The following is a 22760-nucleotide window of genomic DNA, read 5'->3' on the forward strand; positions in this document are numbered from 1 at the left end:
GATGAACCCTCTGCCGGAACTCAACCCCGTGATCCACGCGCAGGGGCGGCTGCGGGTGATGGTCACCCTGCAGGCGCTGCCTCCCGGTGACCAGCTCGCGTTCGCCCGGCTGCGCGAGATCCTCGAGATGACCTCGGGCAACCTGTCCGTGCACGTGCGCAAGCTGGAGGAGGCCGAGTACGTCCGAAGCGTCAAGACCTACGAACGCCGGAGTCCGATCACCTACTTCTCCCTGACCGCCCAAGGGCGGCACGCGCTGGAGGAGTACGTCCAGGCGCTGCAGACCATGCTGGGCGCCAACGGCCCCGCATCAGCCACCACCGAGAGGCCCCCCGGAGGCGCCCCGTGACACCTCCCCTCGCCCGGCTGCACAACGTGTCCCGCCGCTACGGGACAGCGCTGGCGCTCGACCGCGTCAGCCTCGACATCGGCCCCGGAGCCGTCCTGGGCCTGCTCGGCCCCAACGGCGCGGGCAAGTCCACCCTGATCAACCTGGTCTGCGGGCTGCGCCGGCCCACCCAAGGCGAGGTCGAACTGTTCGGCGGCTCCCCCCAGGACCCCCGGCGCCGCCGCGCCCTGGGCATGACCCCCCAGCAGACCGGCCTGCCGGAGACGCTGCGGGTGCGCGAGGTGATCGACTTCGTCTCCCGGCACTACCCCGATCCCCTGCCGGCCGCCGACCTGCTGGAGCGCTTCGGCCTCATCGGCCTGGAGAAGCGCCAGACCGGCAGCCTCTCCGGAGGCCAGCAGCGCCGCCTCGCGGTCGGCCTGGCGTTCTTGGGCCGCCCCGAGCTCGTGCTGCTGGACGAGCCCACGACCGGGCTCGACGTCTCGGCCCGCCGCGCCGTCTGGGAGGGCATCCGCTCCTACATCGGCAACGGCGGGACGATCCTGCTGACGAGCCACTACATGGAGGAGATGGAGGCGCTCTCGGAGCGCATCGTCGTGCTCAAGCACGGCCGCGTGGTCGCCGACGGCACGCCGCAGGAGGTCACCGAGGCGGCCTCGCGCAGGTCCATCAGCTTCGAGGCCGACGAGGTCCCCGAACTGGAGGGCGTTGTGGGCCGGGAGCGCCGCGGCGACCGCCAGGTCCTCTACACCGAGGACACCGACTCGCTCGTGCGCGCGCTCGTGCGCAGCGGAGCCTCCTTCACCGGGCTGGACATCCACCGGCCCAGCCTCGAAGAGGCTTTCCTGGAGATCGAGGCGGAGGCCGTCCCGGACGACGGCTCCGCCGGCGACCCGACCCCCGAGCCCGCCGCCGGAACCGCGGAGGTGTCCCGATGACCCTGGCCGTGCAGCACGCCCGCCTGCTGTTCCTGGAGACCGCCCGCGTACCCATCGCGCTGGGCTTCAACGTCGCCTTCCCGACCGTGCTGATGATGTTCTTCGTGGTGCCCAACGGCGCGATCGCCGACGACCCGCGGGCCGCCACGCTGGCGACGGCGCAGATCACCGTGTTCGCCGTGATGAACGCCTGCCTGCTCAACTTCGGCGTGGGCGTGGCCGAGGAGCGCGCCCGCGCCTGGGACCCCTACCTGCGGACCCTGCCGGCGGGCCCGGTGCCGCGCATGGCCGGGCGGCTGATGAACGGGTTCGCCTACGTCCTGCTGGCCGTGATCCCGGTCGCGGTGCTGGCCCCGCTGCTGACGGAGGCGACGCTGCCTGCGACCTCGGCGGCACTGGCGCTGCCCGTGATCCTGTTCGGCTGCCTGCCGTTCCTCTTCGGCGGGTTCGCGATCGGTTTCAGCATGTCGATCAAGGGCGCGCTCCCGGCGGCCCAGGCGGTGATGTTCCCCATGGCCTTCGCCGGCGGGCTGTTCCTGCCCCCCGATACCTTCCCCGCCTGGCTGGACACCGCTTCGCACGCGCTGCCCACGCGCGCGGCCAGAGAGCTGTCGGTGTGGGCGGTGACCGACGGCACCGCGCTGTCGCAGACGGCGATCGCGGTGCTTGCCGGCTGGACGGCGCTCACCGCGGTGCTGGCGGTGTGGGCCTATCGGCGTGACGAGGGACGACGCTTCCGCTGACGTGGGTGGCACCCGATCAGCAGCGCAATTCCGTAACATGAAAAACTTTCACCCTTGCCCCATGACCAGCATCATTCGTCCCTCTTATTGCATTTGCCCCATTTGAGACGTACGGTAGTGCCCTGCACGGCGGCATTCGCCCCTCACCAGGAGCAACAACCGCCACAACAAAACGAACGCATAGTGAATACGGCGTTAAGCAGACAAGGAGTGGGCGACCCCCCGACGTTGTACTGAAAACAATTGAATTCATATTCGGCACATCAGACGCCCCGGATGTACCGATGTGTGCGGTGAGCCCTGACCGAGCTGTCGCGCAGCAGGATCGGCGGCAGTTGCGGCGGGAACCACCTGCGCAGCCGCTTTCACAGTCACCTCAGGTGACCGCAAACCCGATCGCCCGTGGGGCCCCGCCCCAGGGCGGAAATCGAGCGAGCGAAAGGGTCCTAGCGTGTGCGTAACGCGGGCGAATCCAGAAACCGGTGCGATGACGGCCGATTCGGCTCGGTCGGAACAGCGGTACCGCCGCAGACCCCCCGCGCACCTGGGAGGTGACCCGGCCGCACGCGCGAATTGACGCTTCCGATGCGCGGATCCCCCAACCCCATCACCCTGACCGTCGCCGACCACTATTCCCTGGGCCGCGCCGCGTGGCGCGGCATTCTCGCGCCCGACGACGGGTTCGAGGTCGTCGCCGAGGTCAGCTGCCCGGCCGGCATCAACCGGACCGCACGCGGAGCGCGGCAGGACATCCTCCTGACCGACCTCTGCTTCCAGGGCGTGCACCCCTTCGACGAGATCTCCCGGGCGAGCACGCACACGCGTGTCGTGGTGATCACCCGCCACGAGGAGACCGAAGTGGTCCGCGAGACGATGCGCTGCGGTGTGCGCGCCTACCTGCCCAAGACGTCCAGCGTCGACGAGCTGTTCACCGCGCTGCGCACGGTGGCCGACGACGACCTCTACCTGCACCACAGCATCGGCTGCAAGCTCGCCTCCGGCCCCGACGACTGCACCACGGCCCGGGAGCGCGAGGTGATCCGGCTGCTGGCCAGCGGGCACACCATCGACACGGCCGCCTCGATGCTGCACGTCAGCTCGCGCACCATCGAGGGCGACCGCGCCGCCCTGCGGGACAAGCTGGGCCTGCAGACACGGGCCGAGCTGTTCGCCTACGCCCGCGACCGGGGCTTCTTACTCCTGAGCTGCCCCGACCTGCCGACGCCGTCCTGAACGCGCCGAGGCGGGCCCGGCAAGAGCGGGTCTCCCGGAACCCCGGCCGGGGTTCCGGGAGACCCGGCGCCGCCGCTACCTCCGCGAGGCCGCCGGTCCGGCGGGCACGGCGGGCGCCGCTAGGTGGAGCAGACCGAGCAGCACGAGCACACCGCGCAGCAGGAGCAGGACTCACACGAGCTTGAGCCCGACGAGGCGCCGGTCTCGGGCAGCGCGACCGCGTCGCGCACCGTCGCGACCTCGACCGAGTCGAACGACAGGTCGCCCAGGTCCAGGTCACCGAAGTCGACGGTTACAGACTCGTCCATGGTTCTCACCTCCTCCCCGCACGGGGACCGGTGAAGGGGGATGGGGGCCGCGGCCCGCGTGAGCGCGAAGGCTCCGCGAGCCGCGGCGACGGAGGGGTCAGGTGGAGCAGACCGAGCAGCAGGAGCACCCGACGCAGCACGAGCAGGAGTCGCACGAGCTGGAGCCGGAGGACGCCCCGGTCTCGGGCAGCGCGACCGCGTCGCGCACCGTGGCCACCTCGACCGAGTCGAACGACAGGTCGCCCAGGTCCAGGTCACCGAAGTCGACCGTGAGAGTCTTGTCCACGATTGTTTCTCCGTTCTCTTGCACAAGCGGATGGGAAGGCGATCGGCCGTGGTCCCCGGACGGGGGACACACTCCGGGGACCACGGGTCACCCCACTCAGGTGGAGCAGACCGAGCAGCAGGAGCACCCGACGCAGCACGAGCAGGAGTCGCACGAGCTGGACGCGGAGGATGCACCGGTCTCGGGCAGCGCGACCGCGTCGCGCACCGTCGCGACCTCGACCGAGTCGAACGACAGGTCGCCCAGGTCCAGGTCACCGAAGTCGACGGTCAGAGACTTGTCCATGGAATTCACCTCCCTTCCTGGATAGCGGGCGTATCTGGCGACCGGCCGGGAGCGGTGCCCCCGGCCGGGGTCTGGGAGGCGCCCGGCGCGGGGCGGGCGCGGTGGTAGAAGCCGACCAGCTCGCCGCGGCCGACACCGTCGAGAAGGCCCGTGCGACCCCACGCGCGGTGGGTGTCCGCGGCGGCCCGCTCGGCGGCGGCGCCGTCCAGGCCCAGTCCGGCCAGGTCGGCGGGCAGCTTCCACTCCGCCAGCCGGCGGGCGAGTGCGGCCGGAAGGTCCGCGTGCGCGTCCGGGCCGAGCTCCGGCGCGAGCGCACCGGCCAGCCGGGCGAGCCGTCCGGGGGCCGCCCAGCGGGCCCCGATCCCGCCCGCGGCGGCCTCGGCGAGGTAGGCGGGCAGCAGCGCCGCCATCGCCGGCCCCTTGCCGGTTCCCGCGAGGTCGGCCACGGCGTCCTGCAGGTACCACAGCACGTGGCCCCACGGCTCCCGGCCGAGCCCGGGCAGCTGCGTCGCCGAGACCGACACCAGCCACGCGAGGTCGGCGCGTGCCGGCTCGGATGCGTCGGACGCGGCCGCGCCGCACGCGGCGGAGACCGTGCGCAGGCAGTGTGCGGCCAGGGCTTCGGCCAGCGCGTCTGTGGTGCCCAGCGCGGCACCGGAGGCCAGGTAGGGGCAGACGATGCGGCACAGGGTCTCGACGCCGCCCTCCACGAGCCGCGCGGCGGGCAGGGCCGCGGTGAGCGCGGGGTCGATGAGCGCGGTGGCGGGTGCGAGCAGCCCGGAGACCAGCAGCCGCTTGCGGCCGGCGTGGCGCAGCGCGGCGACGCTGTTCAGCTCCGAGCCGGTCGCGGCGGTGCTGGGGACCAGCAGCGTCGGCAGGCCCGGCCGGGCGCGGCCGTCCCCCGGAGCGTCCAGCTCGACGACTCCGTGCGCGGCCCACCGCGGGTCGTCGAGCAGCCCGGGGTTGGTCGCGGCCAGGGCCGCCGCCTTGGCCGTGTCCATGGTGCTGCCGCCGCCGAGCGCCAGCACCGCGTCCGCCCCGGTGCGCCCCAGCGCTTGCGCCAGTCCGCGCACCGAGCCCAAGGTGGGCGGTCCGGCGACCTCGTGGACCGCCACCGGTGCCACACCGTGGGCGGCCAGGCCGGCGAGCGCGGCCGCGGCCGCGGGAAGCCGTGCCGCGCGGGCGTCCACGACAGCGGCGACCGCGCCGCCCAGGGCGGCGGTCTCCGGGCCGAGGCCGTCCAGGGCGCCCGCGCCGCACACGGTGCGCGTGGGCACCTGCCAGACGAAGCCGCTCGGCGCCGCACTCATCGCAGGTCCAGCTCGTCGAAGACGCGTCCGGCGGCCTCGGCGATCGTGCGCACGTCGTCCTCGGTGACCACCAGCGGCGGCAGCAGGGCGAACCCGCGCTCGGAGGGGTGCACGATCACGCCCAGGGAGCGGAACCGCTCGACGACCATGCTGACCTCGTCCATGCCGGGCCCGGTGCCGCTGCCCTCCAGGTGCACGCCGAGCATGAGGCCGCGCCCCACCGGTTCGCGGGCCTGGCCGCGGGCGCGCGGCAGGACCTCGCTCAGGGCCGCGGACAGCTCGGCGCCCAGCCGGGCGGCGCGGGGCACGAGCTTGTCCTCCTCGATCACGTCCAGCGTCGCCAGCGCGGCGGCGCAGGCCAGCGGGTTGCCCGCCTGGGTCTCGCCGGTGAGCAGGGCCGCCTCCCGCTCCTGGAACGCGGCCCAGACGCGCTCGTGGACGAGGACCGCCGACAGCGGCAGGTACCCGCTGTTGATGCCCTTGGACAGCACCACCGCGTCGGGCTCCAGGCCGAACTGCTCGGAGCAGAACATCGTGCCGGTGCGGCCGAAGCCGGTGGCGACCTCGTCGGCGATGAGCAGGATGTCGCGGGAGCGGCACAGCTCGCTCAGGCCGCGGAAGAAGTCGGGGTGGGGCACGAGGACGCCGGCCGATCCCAGGATCGGCTCGACGATCACCGCCGCGAGCCCGTCGGCCGCTTCGTCCAGCCGCTCCAGCGCGGCGGCGGCGGTCGCGGCGTCCAGCGGAGTGGGCACGTGCACGACCGCGCTGCGGTCCACCCCGTACTCGTCCTGGTCCAGGTCCTCGCCGGTCACCGACAGCGCACCGTAGAGGGTTCCGTGGTAGGAGTCGGCCAGCGCGCCGACGGCGGTGCGCTCCCCGCGCCCGGTCAGGCGCTGGTAGCGGCGGGCCAGCTTGAGCGCGGCGTCGACGCCGCTGGCGCCGGAGGTCCCGTAGAAGACGCGGGTCAGCCCGGGCGCCGGTGCGATGTCGACCAGGCGGCGGGCCAGCCGCAGCGCGGGCTCGTGGGCGAAGCGGAAGAGCGTGCTGTAGGTCAGCACCTCCAGCTGCTCGCGGACCGCCTCCTGGATGCGCGGCTCGTCGAACCCGCAGTGGATGTTCCACAGGCCGGCGTTGGCGCTCAGGTACTCGGTTCCCTCGTCGTCGTAGAGGCGGGCGCCGGAGCCTCCGGCGATGGTCACCGGCGCCTTCAGGTAGGCGGCCATGGGCGTCATCGGGTGCCACAGCGGGTAGTCCGCGGCCGCGCCGTCCTGGGGGATCATGGCTGGTCGCCTCCGTCCGTGCTGCTGGTATCGGGCGTCGTCGCGTGCATGGGCGAAGGTGTCAGCCGCGCGAGCGCCGCCGCGGCGCGCTCCAGAGCCGCGGCCGCCGCCTCGGCGGACATGGCGTGATGGCGGGCGAGGTGGTCGGCGGCCGCGGGGCCGAGGTCCAGGTGCACCTCGACGAGCTCGGCCAGCGGCGCGGGGAGGCTCGCCCAGGTGCCCGAGGGGCCGTGGTGCAGCAGGTGGGCGCCGCCGTCGCGCAGCAGCACCAGCCCTGCGGGCCAGCGGGGCGCGGGCGCGGCGGTGTGGCCGAGGGCGCCGCCCAGGCCGCTGACGGCGAGCGTGCCGTCGCCGCCCGACCGGGCGGGCGCGGGAGCGGGATGCTCACCGCGCGCGTCGGCCGCGCGCAGTGCCGCCACGGAGCGCGCCGCGTCCAGCACCCGGTCCAGCCAGGGGCGGGGTGACGTCGGCTCCCATCCCGGCGGCCGGCAGGCGCAACCGGTGGTGGGGCGCTCGCGCAGGGCGGCCCGCAGCTCCTCCAGCGGCTCGCCGACCTTGCCCAGCACCGGGCCGTGGGGGCCTCCGCGCACCCGCCCCCGGGGGTCGACGTAGAGTCGGCGGCCGCGCTCGGCCGGGCAGCCCTCCCGGCCCAGGCGGCACAGCCCGGCGAGCATCGGGGCCGGGTCGAACAGCCGCGCGGGGAGCGCACCGCGGCGCCGGGCCGCGTCGGCGTCGGCGAGCAGCGCGTCGCGGTCGGCCTCGGTGCGGATCAGCAGTACCCCGGGGCCCGGCTCGCGGGGGTCGGCCTCGGCGTAGCCGCGGACCGGCCCCGCCGCGTCGGCGGGCACCGCCGGCGCGTGCGCGACGGTGCCCGCCCCCTCCGCGGGAGTGAGGACGGTACCGCCCGCGGCGACCACGTCGGCCGCCCACCCGGCGTGGGCGGCGACGGGCTCGGAGTGCTCCCACCACAGATCGTGGGCGCCGGCGCTGATGGCGGTGGCGCCGTAGCCGCCGACCAGGGCCCGGTGTGCGAACGCGCGCAGCGTCCGGCGGTGGCGGCGCAGTTCGGCGGCCGCCGCGGCGTGCGGCGGGACGCCCGCGAACGCGGCGCGGGCGGCGAGCGCGGCCAGCAGCGCGGCGGAGGCGTCGGGGACCGCGTCGGGGCAGGCCCGCAGCAGGCGCGCGACCTGTTCGGCGGCGGCCCCGAGGGCGTCCGGACGCCGACCGGACTCCCCTCCGACGCCGGGCACCGTGAACTCCACGGCGCAGGTCAGCCCGGCCGCGCTCGCCGCGCTGAACGCCGCGCGCAGGCGGTGCTCCTCCCCCGCCCGCGCGGTCGCGGCAAGGGTCGCCCGGGTGATCCCCGCGGCGGCCAGCGCCTCGGCCGCCGCCGGGGTCAGCTCCGCGGGACTCAACCGGGGCCGCGGCACCAGGCGGGCACGGGCCAGCCGGTCGGCGAGGCCGCCGAGCCCGGCGACCAGATCACCCTCCGGTGCCCAGGTGCCGTCCCCGGCGGAGACGGGGCGCAGCGCGACCTCGGTCGGCCGGGTCGCACGGCGGGCCAGCAGCTCCAGGTCGGCGAGCGTGTCCTCGGCGCGCGCCCGCACACCCGCGAGGCCCGCCTGGGCGGGGGTGAGGACGCGCGCGGCATAGGGGGAGGCACCGGGCGCGGGCGAGGCCCCGGTGACGCGGGCGAGCGCGCCGGCAAGCCCGTCGGGACCGCAGACGACCGCCGGGCAGCCGGTCAACCGGTCGGCCAGCAGGTCGGCCAGGGGCCGGGCCGGCGCGTCGGCGGCGAGCACGACCCCGCCGGGCGCTCCGCGCCCCAGCGTGTGCGCCCATTCGGTCAGGGGGCCGGTGAATGCGGCGGTGTGCAGATGGACGCGGGCACCCGCGGCGGCCTGGCCGGCCAGGCACTCGGCGGTGGCCAGGTCGGTAGCCGGTCCGATCCGCCCGTCGGCGTCGGCGTGCAGGCGAACGGCGCGCACGGCGGTGCGCTGCTGCGGTGTCATGGCGTCCCCCCTTCGGCCGCGGGGGCCTGCTCCGGCTCGCCGGGGCGGGCGGGTCCGAGGGCGCGCACGGCCGGTGTCCGCGCCGCGGCGAGCGCGGTGGCCAGGGCGAGCACCATGGCCGCGGCGAAGGCCACGACGGTGGCCGCGGGCAGGAACAGGCCCAGCCCCAGGAAGATCACCGGTGCGATCCGGGTGGCGAAGAAGCGCTGCCGTTCGTCGGCCGCGCCGGCGGCGCGCTGGGTGACGATCCCCGAGGCGGTGGCAGCGGCGCACAGCACCAGCGCCCAGACCGCGCCGCCCGGCCACGAGGCGGCGGGCGGCGCGGCCAGGCTGTCCAGCCCGGCGAAGGCGGCCGAAGGCGCGGCCTCGCCGGTACGGCTCCACACGATGACGACCAGCACCGCGGCGATCTGGAGCACGGCGGCGGCGCGGCCGACGGCCACCTCGGCGGGCCGGCGCAGGCCGCGCTCGCGCAATTCGGCCTCCGCGCGGGCCGCCGCCCTGGCGCGGTCCGGCGGCGCCTCCTCCGCGGCGAACGCGGCGAGCAGGCGTGTGCGCACGATCCGCGCCGCCTGCGCCCGCACCAGCAGCGGCCACAGCGGCAGCCGCCAGGCCGCGCCCACCAGCAGGACGGCGAGACCCCACGAGGCGCCGCCGAGCCACGGCGCGCCGACGCGCGCGAAGGGGGCCAGCAGCCACTGGGTGGCCGCTCCGACCGCCTCGATCGCCTCCATCGGCTCCTCCTCTCTGTGGGCGCTCCCCGGTGGCCGCGGACTACGCGGGGTCCGAGGGGGCCGCGCCGGGACTCCTCGGGATCGGCGGACCGGGCGGGCTCAGCGGCGCGGCTCCCAGCGCAGCAGCTTCAGGGTCGCCAGCAGGCCCACCGCGCCCCAGGCCGCGACCACGGCCAGCGCGGGCAGGTCCAGCGCGAGGCCGGTGGCGCCGGGGTCGAACGAGGTCCGCACCAGGGTGGCCATCGGCGCGAACGGCAGCAGGTCGACGACGGTCTGCAGCGGCTCGGGCAGGGCCAACGGGAAGAAGACGCCCGAGAGGAACAGCAGCGGGAAGAGTGTCGCGGTGCCGATCACCACGCCGCCCTCAAGGGTGGGGATGAAGCGGCTCAGCCCCATGCCCAGCACCGCCGAGGTGAAGCAGCAGACGAAGAAGCCCAGGACGAGGCCGGGCACCGCCAGCGGGCGGATCTCCAGGCCGAACGCCGCCATCGAGATCGCGACCATCAGCAGGACCGATCCCGCGGCCATCACCGTGGAGACGCCGATGCGGCTCATCAGGTGCAGCGTCTTGGGCATCGGCGTCTGTCGGACCCGTTTGAGCACGCCCTTCTCGCGCGCCACGGTCACGCCGATGGCCATGTTGAAGTAGCCCGACGTGGTCACGACGAACACCACGATGGTGGCCGTGGTCGCGCTGACGTTCGGTATGCCGCCGACGGTCTGGCCGTCCTGCAGCAGGTTGAACATGACGTTGAAGAACAGGGGCAGGAACAGCGCCGTCGCCAGCGGGAACGGGGTGCGGACGGCGCTGGTGATCCCATAGCGCATGTCGTGCAGCAGCAGCGCCGGCCAGTTGCGGCTGGGGTTGGGCACCCCGGCGGGCACCGTCGGCCGCGGTTCGAGTGAGGCAGCGGTCATGGTCCTACTCCGTGGTGTGTGCGCCGGTCGGGGCGGTGAGGGCGGTATCGCGGCGGGTGGTCTGCGCGCCGACGATGGAGAGGTAGAGGTCCTCGATGTCGGGGCGGCTGACCTCCAGGTCGGGCAGCGTGTGGTCGTTCGCGCGCGCCCAGCCGGTGAGCTCGTGCAGCGCCTCGGCGGCGTCCTGGGCCACCAGCACGATCCGGCCGTCCTCGGCGCGCGCGAGCCCGGCCAGCCTTTCCGGCAGGTCCGCGGGTGTGATGGCGCCGGCCCGGAACCCGATCCGGCTGCCCTGGTCGGCGAGCAGCTCAGCGGGGGTGCCGATGGCCGCCGGCGAGCCGTCGTAGAGGACCGCGACCCGGTCGACGAGCTTCTGCGCCTCGTCCATGTTGTGCGTGGTCAGCACGATCGTCTTGCCGGCGGCGCGCAGCGCCTCCACGACCCGCCACGCCCGGTCGCGGGCCTCGACGTCGAACCCGGTGGTGGGCTCGTCCAGGAAGATGACGTCGGGGTCGCCCACCAGCGCCAGCGCCAGGTCCAGCCGCCGCTGCTGGCCGCCCGAGAGCCGCCCCACCAGCGAGCGGCGCTTCTCGCCGAGCCCGACCAGGTCGATCAGCTCGTCCACCGGGAGGCTGGAGCGGTAGTAGCCGCCGAAGGCCAGCAGGTGCTCGCGCACGGTCAGATACAGCTCGAAGCTGGCCTGCTGCGGCACGATGCCCAGGCGGTCGCGCAGCCGCGCGCCGGCTTTGCGGGGGTCCAGGCCCAGCACGCGTACCGATCCCCGGTCGGGTACGCCGTGGCCCTCCAGGATCTCCACCAGCGTGGTCTTGCCGGCGCCGTTGGGGCCGAGCAGGCCGAAGATCTCGCCGCGGCGCACCGAGAAGTCCACGTCGCGCAGCGCGCGCACCGGGCCGAAGGACTTGGAGACCCCGGCGACGGTGATGGCGTCGCCGCCGTCCGGCTCCGCGGCCGCCCGCGGTTCCTGCTCTGTCTGCGGGATCATTGCATGGCACCTTCCGTGTGGTTGTGCTGCGTCGCTCGGTCGGGGCGGGCTCCGAGGGGGACCATGTAGCCCAGAAGCTCGTCGTAGCCGTCGAACTGCACCAGCTCGCAGGCGGCGTCGTCGAAGAACCCGCCGACCAGGGCGGCGGGCAGGCCCAGCGCGGTCGCCACCAGCACCGTGTTCTGCGCGACATGGCCGATTTCGAGCATCGCGAAGCGGTGGGCGCGCAGGCCGTAGCGGTGGCGCATGGCGGTGATGTCGGCGGCCAGGAACAGCACGGCGGGCGCGTCGGCCACGTCGATGCGCGGGTCGTCGCCGAGGAAGAACGGCGAGCTGTCGATCAGCGCCTCCTGCGGGGAGAGCTGGCCGACCTGCTGCAGGCTGTGCTGCTGGGGCAGGTACTCGTAGACGGCGGGGCGCAGCCCGTCGACGTCGTAGACGGCGGCGCGCACCACGACCGGGTAGGACATCCCCGCGCTGGGGTGGGCGCGCACACCCCGCTCCAGGTGCCGGCCGTCGACCTCGGCGGGCTCGCTGCCGACGTAGCCGGCGCCGTAGCCCAGCAGCGCGCCGAGGTCGGCCCGGCCGAGCCGTCCCGACAGGCCGGCGCGGCGGCTGCGGCGGGCGCTGATCACCTCGTGCAGCGGGCGGGCCAGCTCGTCCTGCTCGGGAAGGGGAAGCGCCACCGGGTCGCCACTGGCGAAGTCCAGCCGCCGCTCCAGCGGGGCGCCGGGCGAGGGGCGCTGCGCGTCGAACACGGCGGGGCGGAACTTGGCCTGCTCGTGGTAGGCGCGGTCGGGCGCGTCGGCGCCGTCGGCGAAGTAGTCGGGCCGCTCGCCGGGCGCGGCGACCGTCAGGGACGCCAGCCACGCCAGGTAGACCTCGTCGGAGGCGTTCAGGCCGAGGCGGTTGGCGAGCATGTGCAGCTGGGAGACCATGACCGCGTCGGCCGAGCCCGTCAGGCGCTCCTCGCGGCGGCGCAGCCAGTCGGCCGTGCGGGCGACCGCGGTGGACCACTGCGCGACCGCGGCCGCGCCCCCGTCCTGGCCCTGTCCCTGGCCGCGCCGGGCGACGAGCCGTTCCGACTCGGCGAGGAAGGTGGCCTCGGCGGCGGCGCGCATGCCCGCCGAGCGGCGCGCCACCACCGAGTCCAGGTAGCGCCACATCACCGCGTACTCGCGCAGCCAGCGCACGGTGTCGGCGGTGCGCTCGAACAGCCCCCGGCAGAAGGCCAGCAGCAGGTCCAGGGCGACGCCGATGCGCGCCTGCTCTGCGGGGGTGTTGGCGATGACGGCCAGTGCCAGGGAGCTGGAGACCTCGAACAGGTCCTCGGCGAGCCCGATGGCCTCGTCCCCGCCGTAGCGTTCGGTCTCGGGCTCGTAGACGGCCTCGACGACGGTGCCGTCGGCGTGCCAGCCCATCTCGGCGATCTCCTCGGGCCCGAGCGCGAAGGCCGCGTAGAACGACTCCGGGTCCAGGTCCTCGGTGGGGCCGCCGCCGGCGAGGTGGGCGGCCAGGCGCTCGCGCAGCTCGGCCGCCGCCTGGTCGAGGGCGGCGCCGTCGGGCCCGCCCAGGCGCACCCGCACGTGCGGCCCGCCGTGCCAGTAGCGGATGAAGAACCAGTTGCGGACGAGCCCGCGGCGACGCAGGTCGCGCACTGCGGGACCCACCGCCTCGACCAGCAGCGCGTCGGTGCCCGACCTGCCGCGGTGGCAGTAGGCGTGGACGGCGCGCCACTTGCGCGGCGTGTCGGCGGAGGAAGCGGACTCGGGGGGCGCGGAGGCCGCGGCGTCCGGCCGGGACTCCGCCTGCGCGGCGGGGTGCTGGTCTGCGGTCATGGGCGCACGTCCAAGAGCAGGTCGGTGAACCGGCTGACGCCCACCAGGGCGATGTAGCCGGGCAGCTGGTCGTCTGGCAGCCGCAGGTCGGCGGCGAGCAGGTCGGGGTCGAAGCTGCGCGCGGGCCGCAGGAACGCGCCGTGCGCGCTGAGCGCGAGCCCGGCGGCCTGCGCGGCGGCACCCAGGTCCAGTTGCGCGGTGCGCAGGCGGCGCGCACCGCCGGAGGCCAGCTGGGCGCGCTGGTCCATGGTGAACACGAGGGCGGCCGCGCAGCTGGTGACCGACATCTGCGTCAGCGGGTAGCTGAAGGCGCGCTGAACGGCGCCCAGCCCGGGGGCGGGCTCCGCTTCCAGCGGGTGCGTCCGGCCGGTGCGGTCGATCTCGTAGAGGCCGCGCGCGCGGCCGGCGACGCGGTCGGCCAGCAGCAGCGTGCGTATCCCGCCCGCGCCGAGTCCGCGCTGGCCGCCCAGGGCGTCGGCCAGCGCCGCGGCCGCGTCGTCGAGCGCGGCTTCCGCCAGCGGGACGGGGCTGGCGGTGAAGCCCTTGTTGCCGTGCCCGGAGGAGCGCTCGAAGACGACCCGGGACCAGCTCCGCCCGGTGCCAGCGCCGGCCCGCGGATCGGGCCGCGTGCGGTCGGCCGGGGACGGCGGAGCGCCGCTCCAGGCGCGGCGGTCCACGGCGAGCACGGGATCCCCGGGCGCGGGCTCTGCGGCCGGTTCGGCGGCCTCGGCGACCGGCAGCGCGTCGGCGGCACGCGCGGCGCCGAGCTCGACCAGGCAGGCGGGCATCCACTCCGCGCCGCCGCCGATCGCCGCGATCACCGCGCGGTCGGGGAAGTCCCGGCACACCCGCACCGGGAGCCCGTAAGCGCGGGCCAGTTGCACCAGCAGCTCGGCGAGGTGTCCGGCTTCGCACAGCGCCAGCGCCCAGCGCAGCTCGCGGTAGCGGGAGGGGATGCTGCGGGGGTGGCACAGCACGGCCAGCACGGCTCCGCCGGCGGCGTCGATCGCCTCGGGCTTCGGCGCCTGGGCGGGGTCGGCGGCGCCGCCGACCGCGCGCAGCCGGTGCCCGGCGGTGTCGAAGTGCCAGGCCGCCCCGCCGCTGAGCAGGAAGGTCTGCGCGGCGAAGAAGCAGTGCGCGGCCGGGTAGCCGCGGTGCGGGTTGACGGCGCTGCGCACCTCGAAGCGCTGCACCCCGCTCGCGGCCAGCACCCCGAACACGCGGCGGTGGGCCGGCAGGCCGTCCGCGGCGCGGCCGCGGGGGTAGGCGGCCTCGCCGATGTCCCGGTGCAGCCCGCCGGGCAGCGCGACGTCCGCGTCAGCGCCTGCGGGCGGGCGCACCGGCACGGGGGCGCGGTCGTCGCCGTCGGTGTCGATGCCCAGCCGCATGGGGCGGGCCTGCAGCTCGGCGAAGGCGAGCAGCCGATCGTCGTCCCAGCCGCGGTCGGTGCCGGGGGCCGGTGCGGGGTGGCCGGTCGGTGCGGTCATGGCCGGCCTCCTCAGGGAAACGGGTGCGGCGGGAGCGCCGCGAGGTCGGGGGCGGAGTCCTCGGGCGTGCGGTAGCCCAGCGCGACGGGGGCGTCGGTGAGCCGGCGCAGGCCCTCGGTGCGGCGGTGCACGTGCCCGAAGGTCATCGGCAGCGTCTGGGGGACGACGACCTTGACCGTGGCGGGGGCCCGCGGGGTGCACCGGTCGGTCTGGTCGACGACGATCGGGTCCAGCCCGGCGGCTCCGCAGGCCCGCAGCACCTCGCGCAGCACGTCGGTGAGGTCGTCGCGCTGCCATCGGGTGCGCCAGTCGCCGTAAGCCTCGGCCAGTGTGACGCCGGGTGCCCCGGTGTCCAGGAACGACCACCACGGGCGCGTCTCGGGCAGGTTGTAGAGCACGGTGTGCTCGCGCAGCGTCTGGGTGCGGGTGGGGTCCTCCAGCAGGGCGCGGGCGTCGTCCTCGAACTCGGCGCGCTCCTCGGCGGGGGTGCGCACGCGCACGACCGCGTTGGTCACGGCCTCGCTGGCGGCCGCCGCGGCCGCACGGCGCGGGTCGCAGTGCGCTCCGGCGGCGAAGAAGGCCACGGGGCCGGCGTCGTCGTCGCGCACCACGACGCTCAGCACCGCGGGGACGCCGATCTCGCTGGCGATGTCGAACAGGTGCAGGCGGTAGCCGAGGCTGCGCAGGGTCGCCCGCATGCCGCGCAGCTGCGGCACCTCGTCGTCGGCCTCCAGCCGGCGGGCGGGGCGGCGGGTGTACCAGCACAGCAGGAAGGAGTCGCGCTCGACGACCTCCAGCAGCCCGTAGAGGACCGCCTCCTCGATGTTGCTCCCGATCGCGGCGCCGTTGGAGCTCTCGTAGAGGAACCGGGCGCCGCGGGAGGTGCGCCGCCACCGGTCGACGTGCCAGTAGGCGACGTGCTCGGGCACCAGCACGGGATGCTGGGCGCCCGTCCGCCAGCCCCACACCCACTCGGTGGCGGCGTCGGGGTCGTAGGGCTGGAACCGGAAGAGCGGGTGGTCGTAGTAGGCGGGGTCGTGCAGCCCCAGCTCGCGCAGGTCCACGGCGTCGGGGAGCGCGTTCTGGCTGCCGTGCACGACGGTGCGCTTGCCGTGCGGGGTGGCCGAGGCGAGGCGCTCGGCGGCCTCGTAGAGGGCGACCGACTCGGCGGCGGGGTAGGTGGCGGCGCGGCCGTATCCGCCCTCGCCCGACTCGCCGCCGGTGAGCGCGAGCTCCGCGCTGACCAGGGCCCCGGCGGAGTTGTCGGCGCGGAAGACGTGGCCGACCGGGCCGTAGCGCCAGTCGTGCAGCCTCGCGCGCAGCGCGCTGCCGGGCAGGCCGTCGGGGCGGGTGCGGAAGGCCTCCGGGTCGGACTGGGGGCGGCTGCGCAGCTCCAGGCGGGCGGCCTCGGCGGAGTCGTCGGGCAGGTCGCAGCAGCCGGGGCAGCCCGGCAGCGGGTTGGCGCGGTGCACCTGCCCCGCCAGGTCGCCGCGGGCCGCGTACAGCTCGTGCTCGCCGAGCAGGCCGGTGCTCAGCGCGTGGGCGGCCAGGGAGGCGAGGTGGTCCAGGTGCGACGCGGTCAGCGGCAGCGCCGGTAGCGCCCCCTCCAGGGGTTCGCGGGTGAAGTCCTGCTTGCGCCACAGCCGGCGGCGGCGTTCGGCGCAGACCTGGCAGCCGCGCGTGCCCGGGCGCACCCACGGCCCCACGACGCCCAGGTCGCCGATCACCCGCACGGGCAGCAGCAGGGCGCCGCGCGAGCGCACGGCGGTCTGCTCCGCCAGGTCGCGCTCGGGCTCCCAGCCCTCGCGGCCCAGCACCACGACCTCGCCGGGCTCGGCGGGCACGTCCAGCGGGCCGCCGGGGCCGTCGCCGCCGGCGGGGCCGCCCAGCCGGGCGCAGAGCGTGTCGTAGAGCAGGCCCTCGCCCAGCAGCCGGACGGTCGGGGGCGCGGTGGTGGGCTCAGCGGTCATCGCGGACCCCCTCGTCGTCGTGGGCGGGCGCGATGGCCAGCCAGCCGATGGCGCCGAGCGCGTCCAGCGCGGGCTCGCCGCGCCACCGGCCGGCGAGCGGGGCCTCGCCGGGAAGGCACAGTGCGGCGAGCACCGGTTCGGCGTCGAACGGGGGTGCGGGCGGCGCCCCGCCGCCGGAAGGCGGAGTCTCGGCCTCCTGGCCCACGGCCTCGCGCACGCCGCCGGCCTGGAGCACGGCCACTGCGTGGTCGAGCGCCGCGGCGACGGCGGCACCGCTGTCGGGGCGGGCGGCGTAGGCGAGGACGCGGCCGGTCGCCGTGTCGGCGACCTCGGCCAGAGCGAGCAGCCCGGGTGCGCCGGCGGGCCGCCGGACGCAGGCGGTGAACCCGGTGTGCCCGAGGACGACCGCCCGGTCCAGCGCGGCGTCGGTCTCCGGTGAGGATCCGCGTTCGACGGGGCCGGCCGGCCGGTCCTCGACCAGGCGGGCGCCGCGCTGCTCGGTGTCGGCGGCGAACCGGGCCAGAAGGCGCTGGAGCCCGTGCACGAGCATGCCCGCGGTGTCGGCGCCGGCCGCGCTGACGGCGTGCGCCGCAGGGCGCGCCGGGGCCGCGGCGTCGGCGTCCTCCACCGCCCACAGGAGGGCGGGCGCCGCTCCGGCGAGGTGGCGCGCGGACTCCAGGACGGCGCGGTAGCGGGCCGCCGAACCCGTGTGGGCCCAGCCGAGCGCGGGCGGCGCCGCGCCGGTGCCGGCCGCCTCGGCCAGCGCGAAGGGGGTCTGCTCCAGGTCGCCGGGCAGGGCGGGGGCGCAGACTCCGGTGCGTTCGTCGCACAGGTCGTTCAAGCGCTCGGGCTCGGCCGCGACCGGCGGGGTGCTCGCGAGCGGTTCGGCGCGGCGGCCGCCGGAGGGCCACAGCGGATGGGTGGTGACCTGGAGCCGTTCGGCGCCGACCACATAGGCCATGCCGTCGTACTCGGTGGAGACCCCGGTGAGGTGGTAGAAGGCCTGCAGGGCGGCGAGCCCGCCGGCCAGCCGCGCGGCGACCTCCGGCAGCGGGGCGGGAGCGGTCGGGGTGCCGTGCCCGGCGAGCCTGCGCAGCAGGACGCCCAGGCCGGGCTCGTCGGCGCCGGTGCGCAGCGGACTGACGGCGGCGCACGAGCCCAGCTCGGCCACGCCCGCCTCGGGCACCCCCGACCAGGCGTCGTCCGCACCGGCCTCGGGGACGCCGACGCGGATGCGGACCGCCGCCTCCTCGCCGGTGCCGTAGGCGATCTCGGTTCCGTACTCCTCGGCCGCCGCGGTCAGCTCGGCGTCGGCCCGCTCTCCGGCGAGGAGGACTCGGCCCGCCCCCAGCCGCACCAGCTCGCGGGCGGCGGCCAGCGCGACCGGTCCGCCGCCGGACACGCACACGGACGCGTTGCGCAGCCGGGCCAGCGCCGCGACGGGGTCGGCGGCCGCCGAGCCGAGGAACTCCAGGGTGCGCCGGTGGTGGGGGTGCTCCGGCACGCCACGTTCCTCGGGGGCGTCGGCGCCCTCGTCGAGCAGGAAGCCGTTGCCCTCCAGTTCGTCGAGCAGCTTGCGCGCGGTCGGCCGGGCGTTCTGCGGCAGCGCGGCGATCAGGCTCTCCACCTCCACGCCGCGGTGCAGGTGCGGGAACAGCGCCTCCCACAGCACGCCCAGCGACTCCGATCCCTGGACGACCAGGCTCTTCTGCCAGCCCACGAACAGCAGGCCGCCGCCGACCGGCGCGACGTGCACGGCCGGGCGCAGCCGGGTGGTGGCGGTGCCGCCGGCGCTCATTCGGCCACCGCCTCGGCCGCGGCGGAGGCGTCCTGCCCGGCGCCGCCCTCGCCGGGCTTGAGCACGTCGCGCCAGGAGACTCCGGTGGTGGACTGCACCGCCTCGCTCACGGCGTGGCAGAGGAACAGCCGCTCCGCCGGCGAGACGTCGACGACCAGCAACTGGGTGTAGAGCAGATTGACCATGAAGCGGTAGGAGGCGAAGTCGCGTCCTGCCGCGGGGTCGTCGTAGGTGTAGCGGCGCAGGGCGGCGTGGAACTCGCTGTACTCGCGGTCGTCGCCCACCTCCCACTTGCGCCGCAGGTGGTCGTTCATCTCGGTGGCGCGCCGGGTGTAGCCCTCGTGCAGCAGCGGGTCGACGGCCTTGGTCGCGGCCAGCTCCAGCGCCCTCTCCCACAGCTGCGACAGCCGCTTCGACCAGGCGGCCAGCGCCGGATCGCCGCCGCTGTAGGCGCAGGGCCGGGTCGGCGCCGCGACGAGGTCGGCGACCAGGTTCTCGAAGGCGGGGGCGACCCGCTCGTAGCGGCCGGCGAAGTCGGCGCGGGTGGAGCCGTCGCGGTCGTAGTCCTGCATGTAGTCGTCGAGGTGCGACTTGTAGGAGAGGTAGCCGTGGGAGAGCCCGGCGTCGGGGTAGGTGGCGGCCAGCAGCACCATCAGCTCGCTGGCGCCCGCCAGCCGCTGGGCGGGGTCCTCCGCCTCGCGCTCCAGCACGCTCGCCAGCGGCTCCAGCAGGGCCTCGCAGAACGCGTCGCGCAGGTCGAGCGCGTCGGGGTGCTCGATCAGCCCGGGCGCGAGCGGCTCGTCGAACAGCTGGACGCTGTTGTCAGGCCAGATCGGCTCGTAGGGCGGGGGCACCAGCTCGGTCTCGCCCAGGTGCGCCGACAGCGCCAGGTAGTGCTCGTGATCCAGCCGGTAGGTGGAGGGGTGCTCGGCGATGCCCGCCTCAAGACGCGGCCGCTCGGTGTTCAGCGCCTCCACCAGCCGCGCGTGGTCCGGGCCGGTCGCGACGAGCTGGATGTGCGGGCCGAAGCGCCAGTGCCGGGCCAGGTGCACGTGGCTGACCCCCTCCTCCGCGCGGACGCGGCGCGCGGCCGGGAGCAGCACCGCGCGCACGAAACCGCGTTTGGCGGGTGCGTGGTAGGCGATCGCCAGGCTGGCGCGGGTCAGCGGCATCAGTGGGCGTCCTTCCGAGGGGGACGGGCGGGGCGGTAGAACTCGGCGACGAGTTCGGCGGTGTGGCGGCCTTGGGCGATCGGGAGCGCCTGGGAGGGGGCGGGCAGCGCCTCCTCGAACACGATCTCGGCGCCGGGCTGCTCCACGAGGAGCCGCTCCAGGTGGCGCACGTGCAGGCGGCTGAGCAGGGCCACGTACTGGGGCTTGCGGTTGCCCAGGTAGGAGTTGAAGTAGTCGTTGACCTTGCCCGGGTCGAGCTCGGGCGCGGGCGGGTGCAGGAACACCTCGTCGGGCAGGCCCGCCGCGGCGCGCCACTCGTTCAGCCGCACGAAGTAGTCGGCGGCCCCCTCGTCGGGCCGCGACCGGGGGATCGACTCGGCGGGCACGTGCCAGCGGGCGCGCGCCAGCGTCAGGCCGCCGAAGGCGACGCGGGGGTAGTGGCGGACGCCGCCGCGGTCGGCGGCCGCGGCGCGGTCGGCGCTGACCTGGGGTTCGAACATCACCGACCCGCTTCCGGCGATGGCGGTGAGGGGAACCAGCCGCGACGGCAGGTAGTAGGGGATGAGGAAGCCGAGGTACAGCGGGTGGACGCGGCGGCCCGTGGCGGTGTCCCAGAGCTGGACGCGGTCGCTGCGGGGGTCGTGGCGGATGCTCAGCCGCTCCAGGGGGATGCGGTCGCCGCCGCCGCGGCGGTCGAAGTCGAGCTCGGTTTCGGCGAGCAGCGGGTGAACGTTGGCGTTGAACCCCTGGACGGGGCGCAGCTCGGCCACCGTGTCGGTGTCGGGGTAGTGCGCGCGGAGGGTGGCCCGCACCGCGTCGGCGATCTCGGCGGGGGCGTGGGTGAGGAAGCGGGAGAGGTAGTTGCCCCAGCCGTTGTAGATCTTGTTCAGCACCGCGCCGGTGGCCGGGCGCCCGCCCAGGGGCTGCAGGAAGACGCTGTAGGAGGAGGAGTAGTCGCGCACCCACGCGGGGACCTCGCGCCGCACCCGCTCCAGCACCTCCGGCGCGATCTCCACGGGCGCGGCGGTGCCGGCGGAGGAGGCCGCGCGCAGGTCGGCGACCAGCGGGGTGAGCACGGAGCGGCGCAGGGCCACCAGCTCGCCGATGACGGGGTCGGTCTCGATCAGCTCGTGCTCGAAACCCTCGGTGATCTGCAGCGCGTCGCCGTAGGCGGGCAGGTACAGCTCGCCCAGGGCGTCCAGGTCGGGGCACTCGCCGCCGGTGCCGTACTGGGCGGTGAAGCGCTTGCTGAGTACCCGGCTGAAGACGTGCTGCTCGTCGAAGATCTCCAGAATGCCCATGAGGTCGCGGCATTCCCGCAGGACCGCGGAGAAGTCCGCGGTGCCCGCGGTGACGGGGTCGGCCAGCCGGCAGTCCTCGAACCAGAGCGGTTCGGGCGCGGCGCGCCGGGCCACGTCGTCGCCGAGGAGGCCGAGCGCGGCCTCGCTGTCGGCGCGGGAGGAGCGCAGCAGGGCGACGCGCCGATCGGGTTCGGCGGTGGCGAAGTCGCGCTGGGCGCGGACGATCCGGTCGAGGTGGTCGCCCACGTCAGCGGCCGTCCCGCCGCCGGGGGCGTCTCGGTCGCATCCGGCCAGCCAGGAGCACAGCCGCTCCAGCGGGTCCGGCGCGTGCTCGTCCACCAGCGGCGCCGCGGCGAGCACGCCGCCGCCGCGCAGGCGCTCGATGAACGACGCCGCGGCGGCGGCGTCGGCGCCGGGGACCGCCTGCTCGATGACCGCGGCCAGCTCGGCGAACGTGGCGCTCGCGTCCGGGCGCTTCTCCAGCCAACTCAGCAGCGCCATGACGGCGGGCTTGGCGGGGGTGGTGACCTGGGCCTCGCCGTAGCGCTCGGCGACGGCGGCGGCCTCCTCGCCGAGCTGGTCGCGGTCGCCGACGGCCACGAGCTGGCCGTCGACGTGCCGCAGGCCGGCCGAGGGGTGCAGCGTCAGCAGGTCGCGGGCGGAGGGCAGCCGCGCGATGCCGGCCTCGACGCGCCGCAGGAACGCCTGGTTGGTCTGCACGGCCGAGGCGATCCGCAGCTCGGAGGCGGGCTCGGCCTCCGCGGTGAGGAACTCGACGGCGGTGTACTGGCTGTAGGGGCTGGTCTTGGCGGCCGCCCGCATGGCGTAGCGCAGCAGGCTCGCCTCGGCCTTGCGCGTCTTCTTGCCGGGCCGGGCCCATCCGCCCGTGCGGTAGCGGTCGGCGACCTCGGGCAGGAGCGGGCTGGAGACGGCGAGCGAGCGGCCGAGGTAGCCGTCGTGCAGCACGGCGGCGAGCCGCCGGCGCTCCTCGTCGAGCGTCTCCTCGTAGCCGGCGTGCAGTTCGCGGCGCAGCTTCTCGATCCGCTCCTGGCGGTCCAGCCATTCCCGGACCGCGCCGCCGCCGGCGGCCTCGGCGAACACCGAGGTGTCGACGGGGGCCTTGGGCATCCGACCGTTGTGGATGGCCCGCCGCAGCGGAAGCACTACGGCCTGGCGCCGGGCGCGGTCCACCCTGCCGGCGATGTCGTACAGCAGGTCGCTCAGCAGGGGCGCCGCGGCGGCCTGCTCCCGATGGAGACCGTCGAGCTCCGCTAGGAGCCCGCTGTCGTCGCGGCCCCGCTGGGACCACAGGTCCGCGGCCTCGGTGAGGTTGACGCGGAGCAGCGGATGCGGCCCGACATGGAAGCCATGGAATTCGGAGAATCGTGGGAATTCTTCTGCCACGACGTCTAGCGCCCGTTCCGACACAACGGTGATGCCCTCTCGTCGATAAGCGATCAGCCGTTCTCAATCATTGTGGCGGCGGGCGCCCGGAGTCATCGGGATACCCCGCAGCACCGTTGCGGGTTCTCCGCAACCGACTCACGCAGCGTGCACAATCGATTCCATGCTGAAGCGATGCCACTTCGGCGGTTACGCTGCGTAGACACACCCCGGGAAGGCCGGCCCATCCGTCGCTCCGACGGGCTCGGGGCGAATCCCGTATTCCGCGGATAATGCGGCGGCTCGGCGGATTCAGGAATCCGGATTCCACTGGCGAACCGCACCGGGCGAGGGGCCGACTCGGCCGCGAAAGCATATTAGAACACATCTGGAGACGGAATGCGACGTG

The 22760-nt window shown here is 75.4% G+C and carries 19 protein-coding genes; 4 read left to right on the forward strand and 15 right to left on the reverse strand.

The window, feature by feature from the left end; all coding sequences use genetic code 11:
* Nucleotide 1: 1 nt before the first annotated feature.
* From ABD284_RS05625 to ABD284_RS05640, 4 genes are all read left to right on the forward strand, one after another.
* Nucleotides 2-349, forward strand: coding sequence for a transcriptional regulator (locus ABD284_RS05625; RefSeq protein WP_344141336.1), 348 nt, complete (start codon nt 2-4; stop codon nt 347-349).
* Complete coding sequence (locus tag ABD284_RS05630; RefSeq protein ID WP_344141338.1) at nt 346-1287, forward strand: ABC transporter ATP-binding protein; 942 nt, start codon at nt 346-348, stop codon at nt 1285-1287. Before ABD284_RS05625 ends, ABD284_RS05630 begins: the two co-directional genes overlap by 4 nt.
* Nucleotides 1284-2030: an ABC transporter permease gene (locus ABD284_RS05635; RefSeq protein WP_344141339.1), complete on the forward strand. Its 747-nt coding sequence runs from the start codon at nt 1284-1286 to the stop codon at nt 2028-2030. Before ABD284_RS05630 ends, ABD284_RS05635 begins: the two co-directional genes overlap by 4 nt.
* A 585-nt stretch (nt 2031-2615) precedes the next feature.
* The gene (locus ABD284_RS05640) at nt 2616-3263 is read left to right on the forward strand and encodes a response regulator (RefSeq protein ID WP_344141341.1); all 648 of its coding nucleotides are present in this window, start codon (nt 2616-2618) and stop codon (nt 3261-3263) included.
* 119 nt (nt 3264-3382) lie between these two features.
* Here ABD284_RS05640 and ABD284_RS05645 read toward each other — a convergent pair whose 3' ends face one another.
* The 15 genes from ABD284_RS05645 to ABD284_RS05715 form a co-directional block, all read right to left on the reverse strand.
* Complete coding sequence (locus tag ABD284_RS05645; protein ID WP_344141342.1) at nt 3383-3571, reverse strand: thiazolylpeptide-type bacteriocin; 189 nt, start codon at nt 3569-3571, stop codon at nt 3383-3385.
* Between the two features lie 97 nt (nt 3572-3668).
* Entirely contained in the window at nt 3669-3857 is a 189-nt protein-coding gene (locus ABD284_RS05650) for a thiazolylpeptide-type bacteriocin (protein ID WP_344141343.1), read from the reverse strand.
* 96 nt (nt 3858-3953) lie between these two features.
* A complete protein-coding gene (locus ABD284_RS05655; protein WP_344141344.1) occupies nt 3954-4142 on the reverse strand; it encodes a thiazolylpeptide-type bacteriocin in 189 nt (62 codons plus the stop codon).
* Nucleotides 4143-4147: 5 nt separating this feature from the next.
* A complete protein-coding gene (locus ABD284_RS05660) occupies nt 4148-5452 on the reverse strand; it encodes an iron-containing alcohol dehydrogenase (protein ID WP_344141346.1) in 1305 nt (434 codons plus the stop codon).
* A complete protein-coding gene (locus ABD284_RS05665) occupies nt 5449-6735 on the reverse strand; it encodes an aminotransferase family protein (protein WP_344141348.1) in 1287 nt (428 codons plus the stop codon). Before ABD284_RS05665 ends, ABD284_RS05660 begins: the two co-directional genes overlap by 4 nt.
* Nucleotides 6732-8747, reverse strand: a complete 2016-nt coding sequence (locus tag ABD284_RS05670; RefSeq protein ID WP_344141350.1) for a hypothetical protein — start codon at nt 8745-8747, stop codon at nt 6732-6734. Before ABD284_RS05670 ends, ABD284_RS05665 begins: the two co-directional genes overlap by 4 nt.
* Nucleotides 8744-9481 carry a hypothetical protein gene (locus tag ABD284_RS05675; RefSeq protein ID WP_344141351.1) on the reverse strand — a complete coding sequence of 246 codons (738 nt, stop codon included), beginning with the start codon at nt 9479-9481 and terminating at the stop codon, nt 8744-8746. Before ABD284_RS05675 ends, ABD284_RS05670 begins: the two co-directional genes overlap by 4 nt.
* A gap of 99 nt (nt 9482-9580) precedes the next feature.
* Nucleotides 9581-10399, reverse strand: a complete 819-nt coding sequence (locus ABD284_RS05680) for an ABC transporter permease (protein ID WP_344141353.1) — start codon at nt 10397-10399, stop codon at nt 9581-9583.
* A 4-nt stretch (nt 10400-10403) separates the two neighbouring features.
* A complete protein-coding gene (locus tag ABD284_RS05685) occupies nt 10404-11402 on the reverse strand; it encodes an ABC transporter ATP-binding protein (RefSeq protein ID WP_344141354.1) in 999 nt (332 codons plus the stop codon).
* On the reverse strand, nt 11399-13240 hold the full coding sequence (locus ABD284_RS05690) for a thiopeptide-type bacteriocin biosynthesis protein (RefSeq protein ID WP_344141356.1): 1842 nt from the start codon (nt 13238-13240) through the stop codon (nt 11399-11401). Before ABD284_RS05690 ends, ABD284_RS05685 begins: the two co-directional genes overlap by 4 nt.
* Nucleotides 13237-14727: a hypothetical protein gene (locus tag ABD284_RS05695; protein WP_344141357.1), complete on the reverse strand. Its 1491-nt coding sequence runs from the start codon at nt 14725-14727 to the stop codon at nt 13237-13239. The genes ABD284_RS05690 and ABD284_RS05695 overlap by 4 nt, the downstream gene beginning before the upstream one ends.
* An 11-nt stretch (nt 14728-14738) precedes the next feature.
* A complete protein-coding gene (locus ABD284_RS05700; protein WP_344141359.1) occupies nt 14739-16697 on the reverse strand; it encodes a TOMM precursor leader peptide-binding protein in 1959 nt (652 codons plus the stop codon).
* Entirely contained in the window at nt 16687-18495 is a 1809-nt protein-coding gene (locus ABD284_RS05705; protein ID WP_344141361.1) for a hypothetical protein, read from the reverse strand. Before ABD284_RS05705 ends, ABD284_RS05700 begins: the two co-directional genes overlap by 11 nt.
* Nucleotides 18492-19667 carry a hypothetical protein gene (locus ABD284_RS05710; protein WP_344141362.1) on the reverse strand — a complete coding sequence of 392 codons (1176 nt, stop codon included), beginning with the start codon at nt 19665-19667 and terminating at the stop codon, nt 18492-18494. The genes ABD284_RS05705 and ABD284_RS05710 overlap by 4 nt, the downstream gene beginning before the upstream one ends.
* Nucleotides 19667-22372, reverse strand: coding sequence for a lantibiotic dehydratase (locus ABD284_RS05715; protein WP_344141364.1), 2706 nt, complete (start codon nt 22370-22372; stop codon nt 19667-19669). Before ABD284_RS05715 ends, ABD284_RS05710 begins: the two co-directional genes overlap by 1 nt.
* Nucleotides 22373-22760: the final 388 nt, after the last annotated feature.

It is taken from the genome of Streptomonospora arabica (assembly GCF_039531585.1).
Lineage (GTDB): Bacteria > Actinomycetota > Actinomycetes > Streptosporangiales > Streptosporangiaceae > Streptomonospora > Streptomonospora halophila.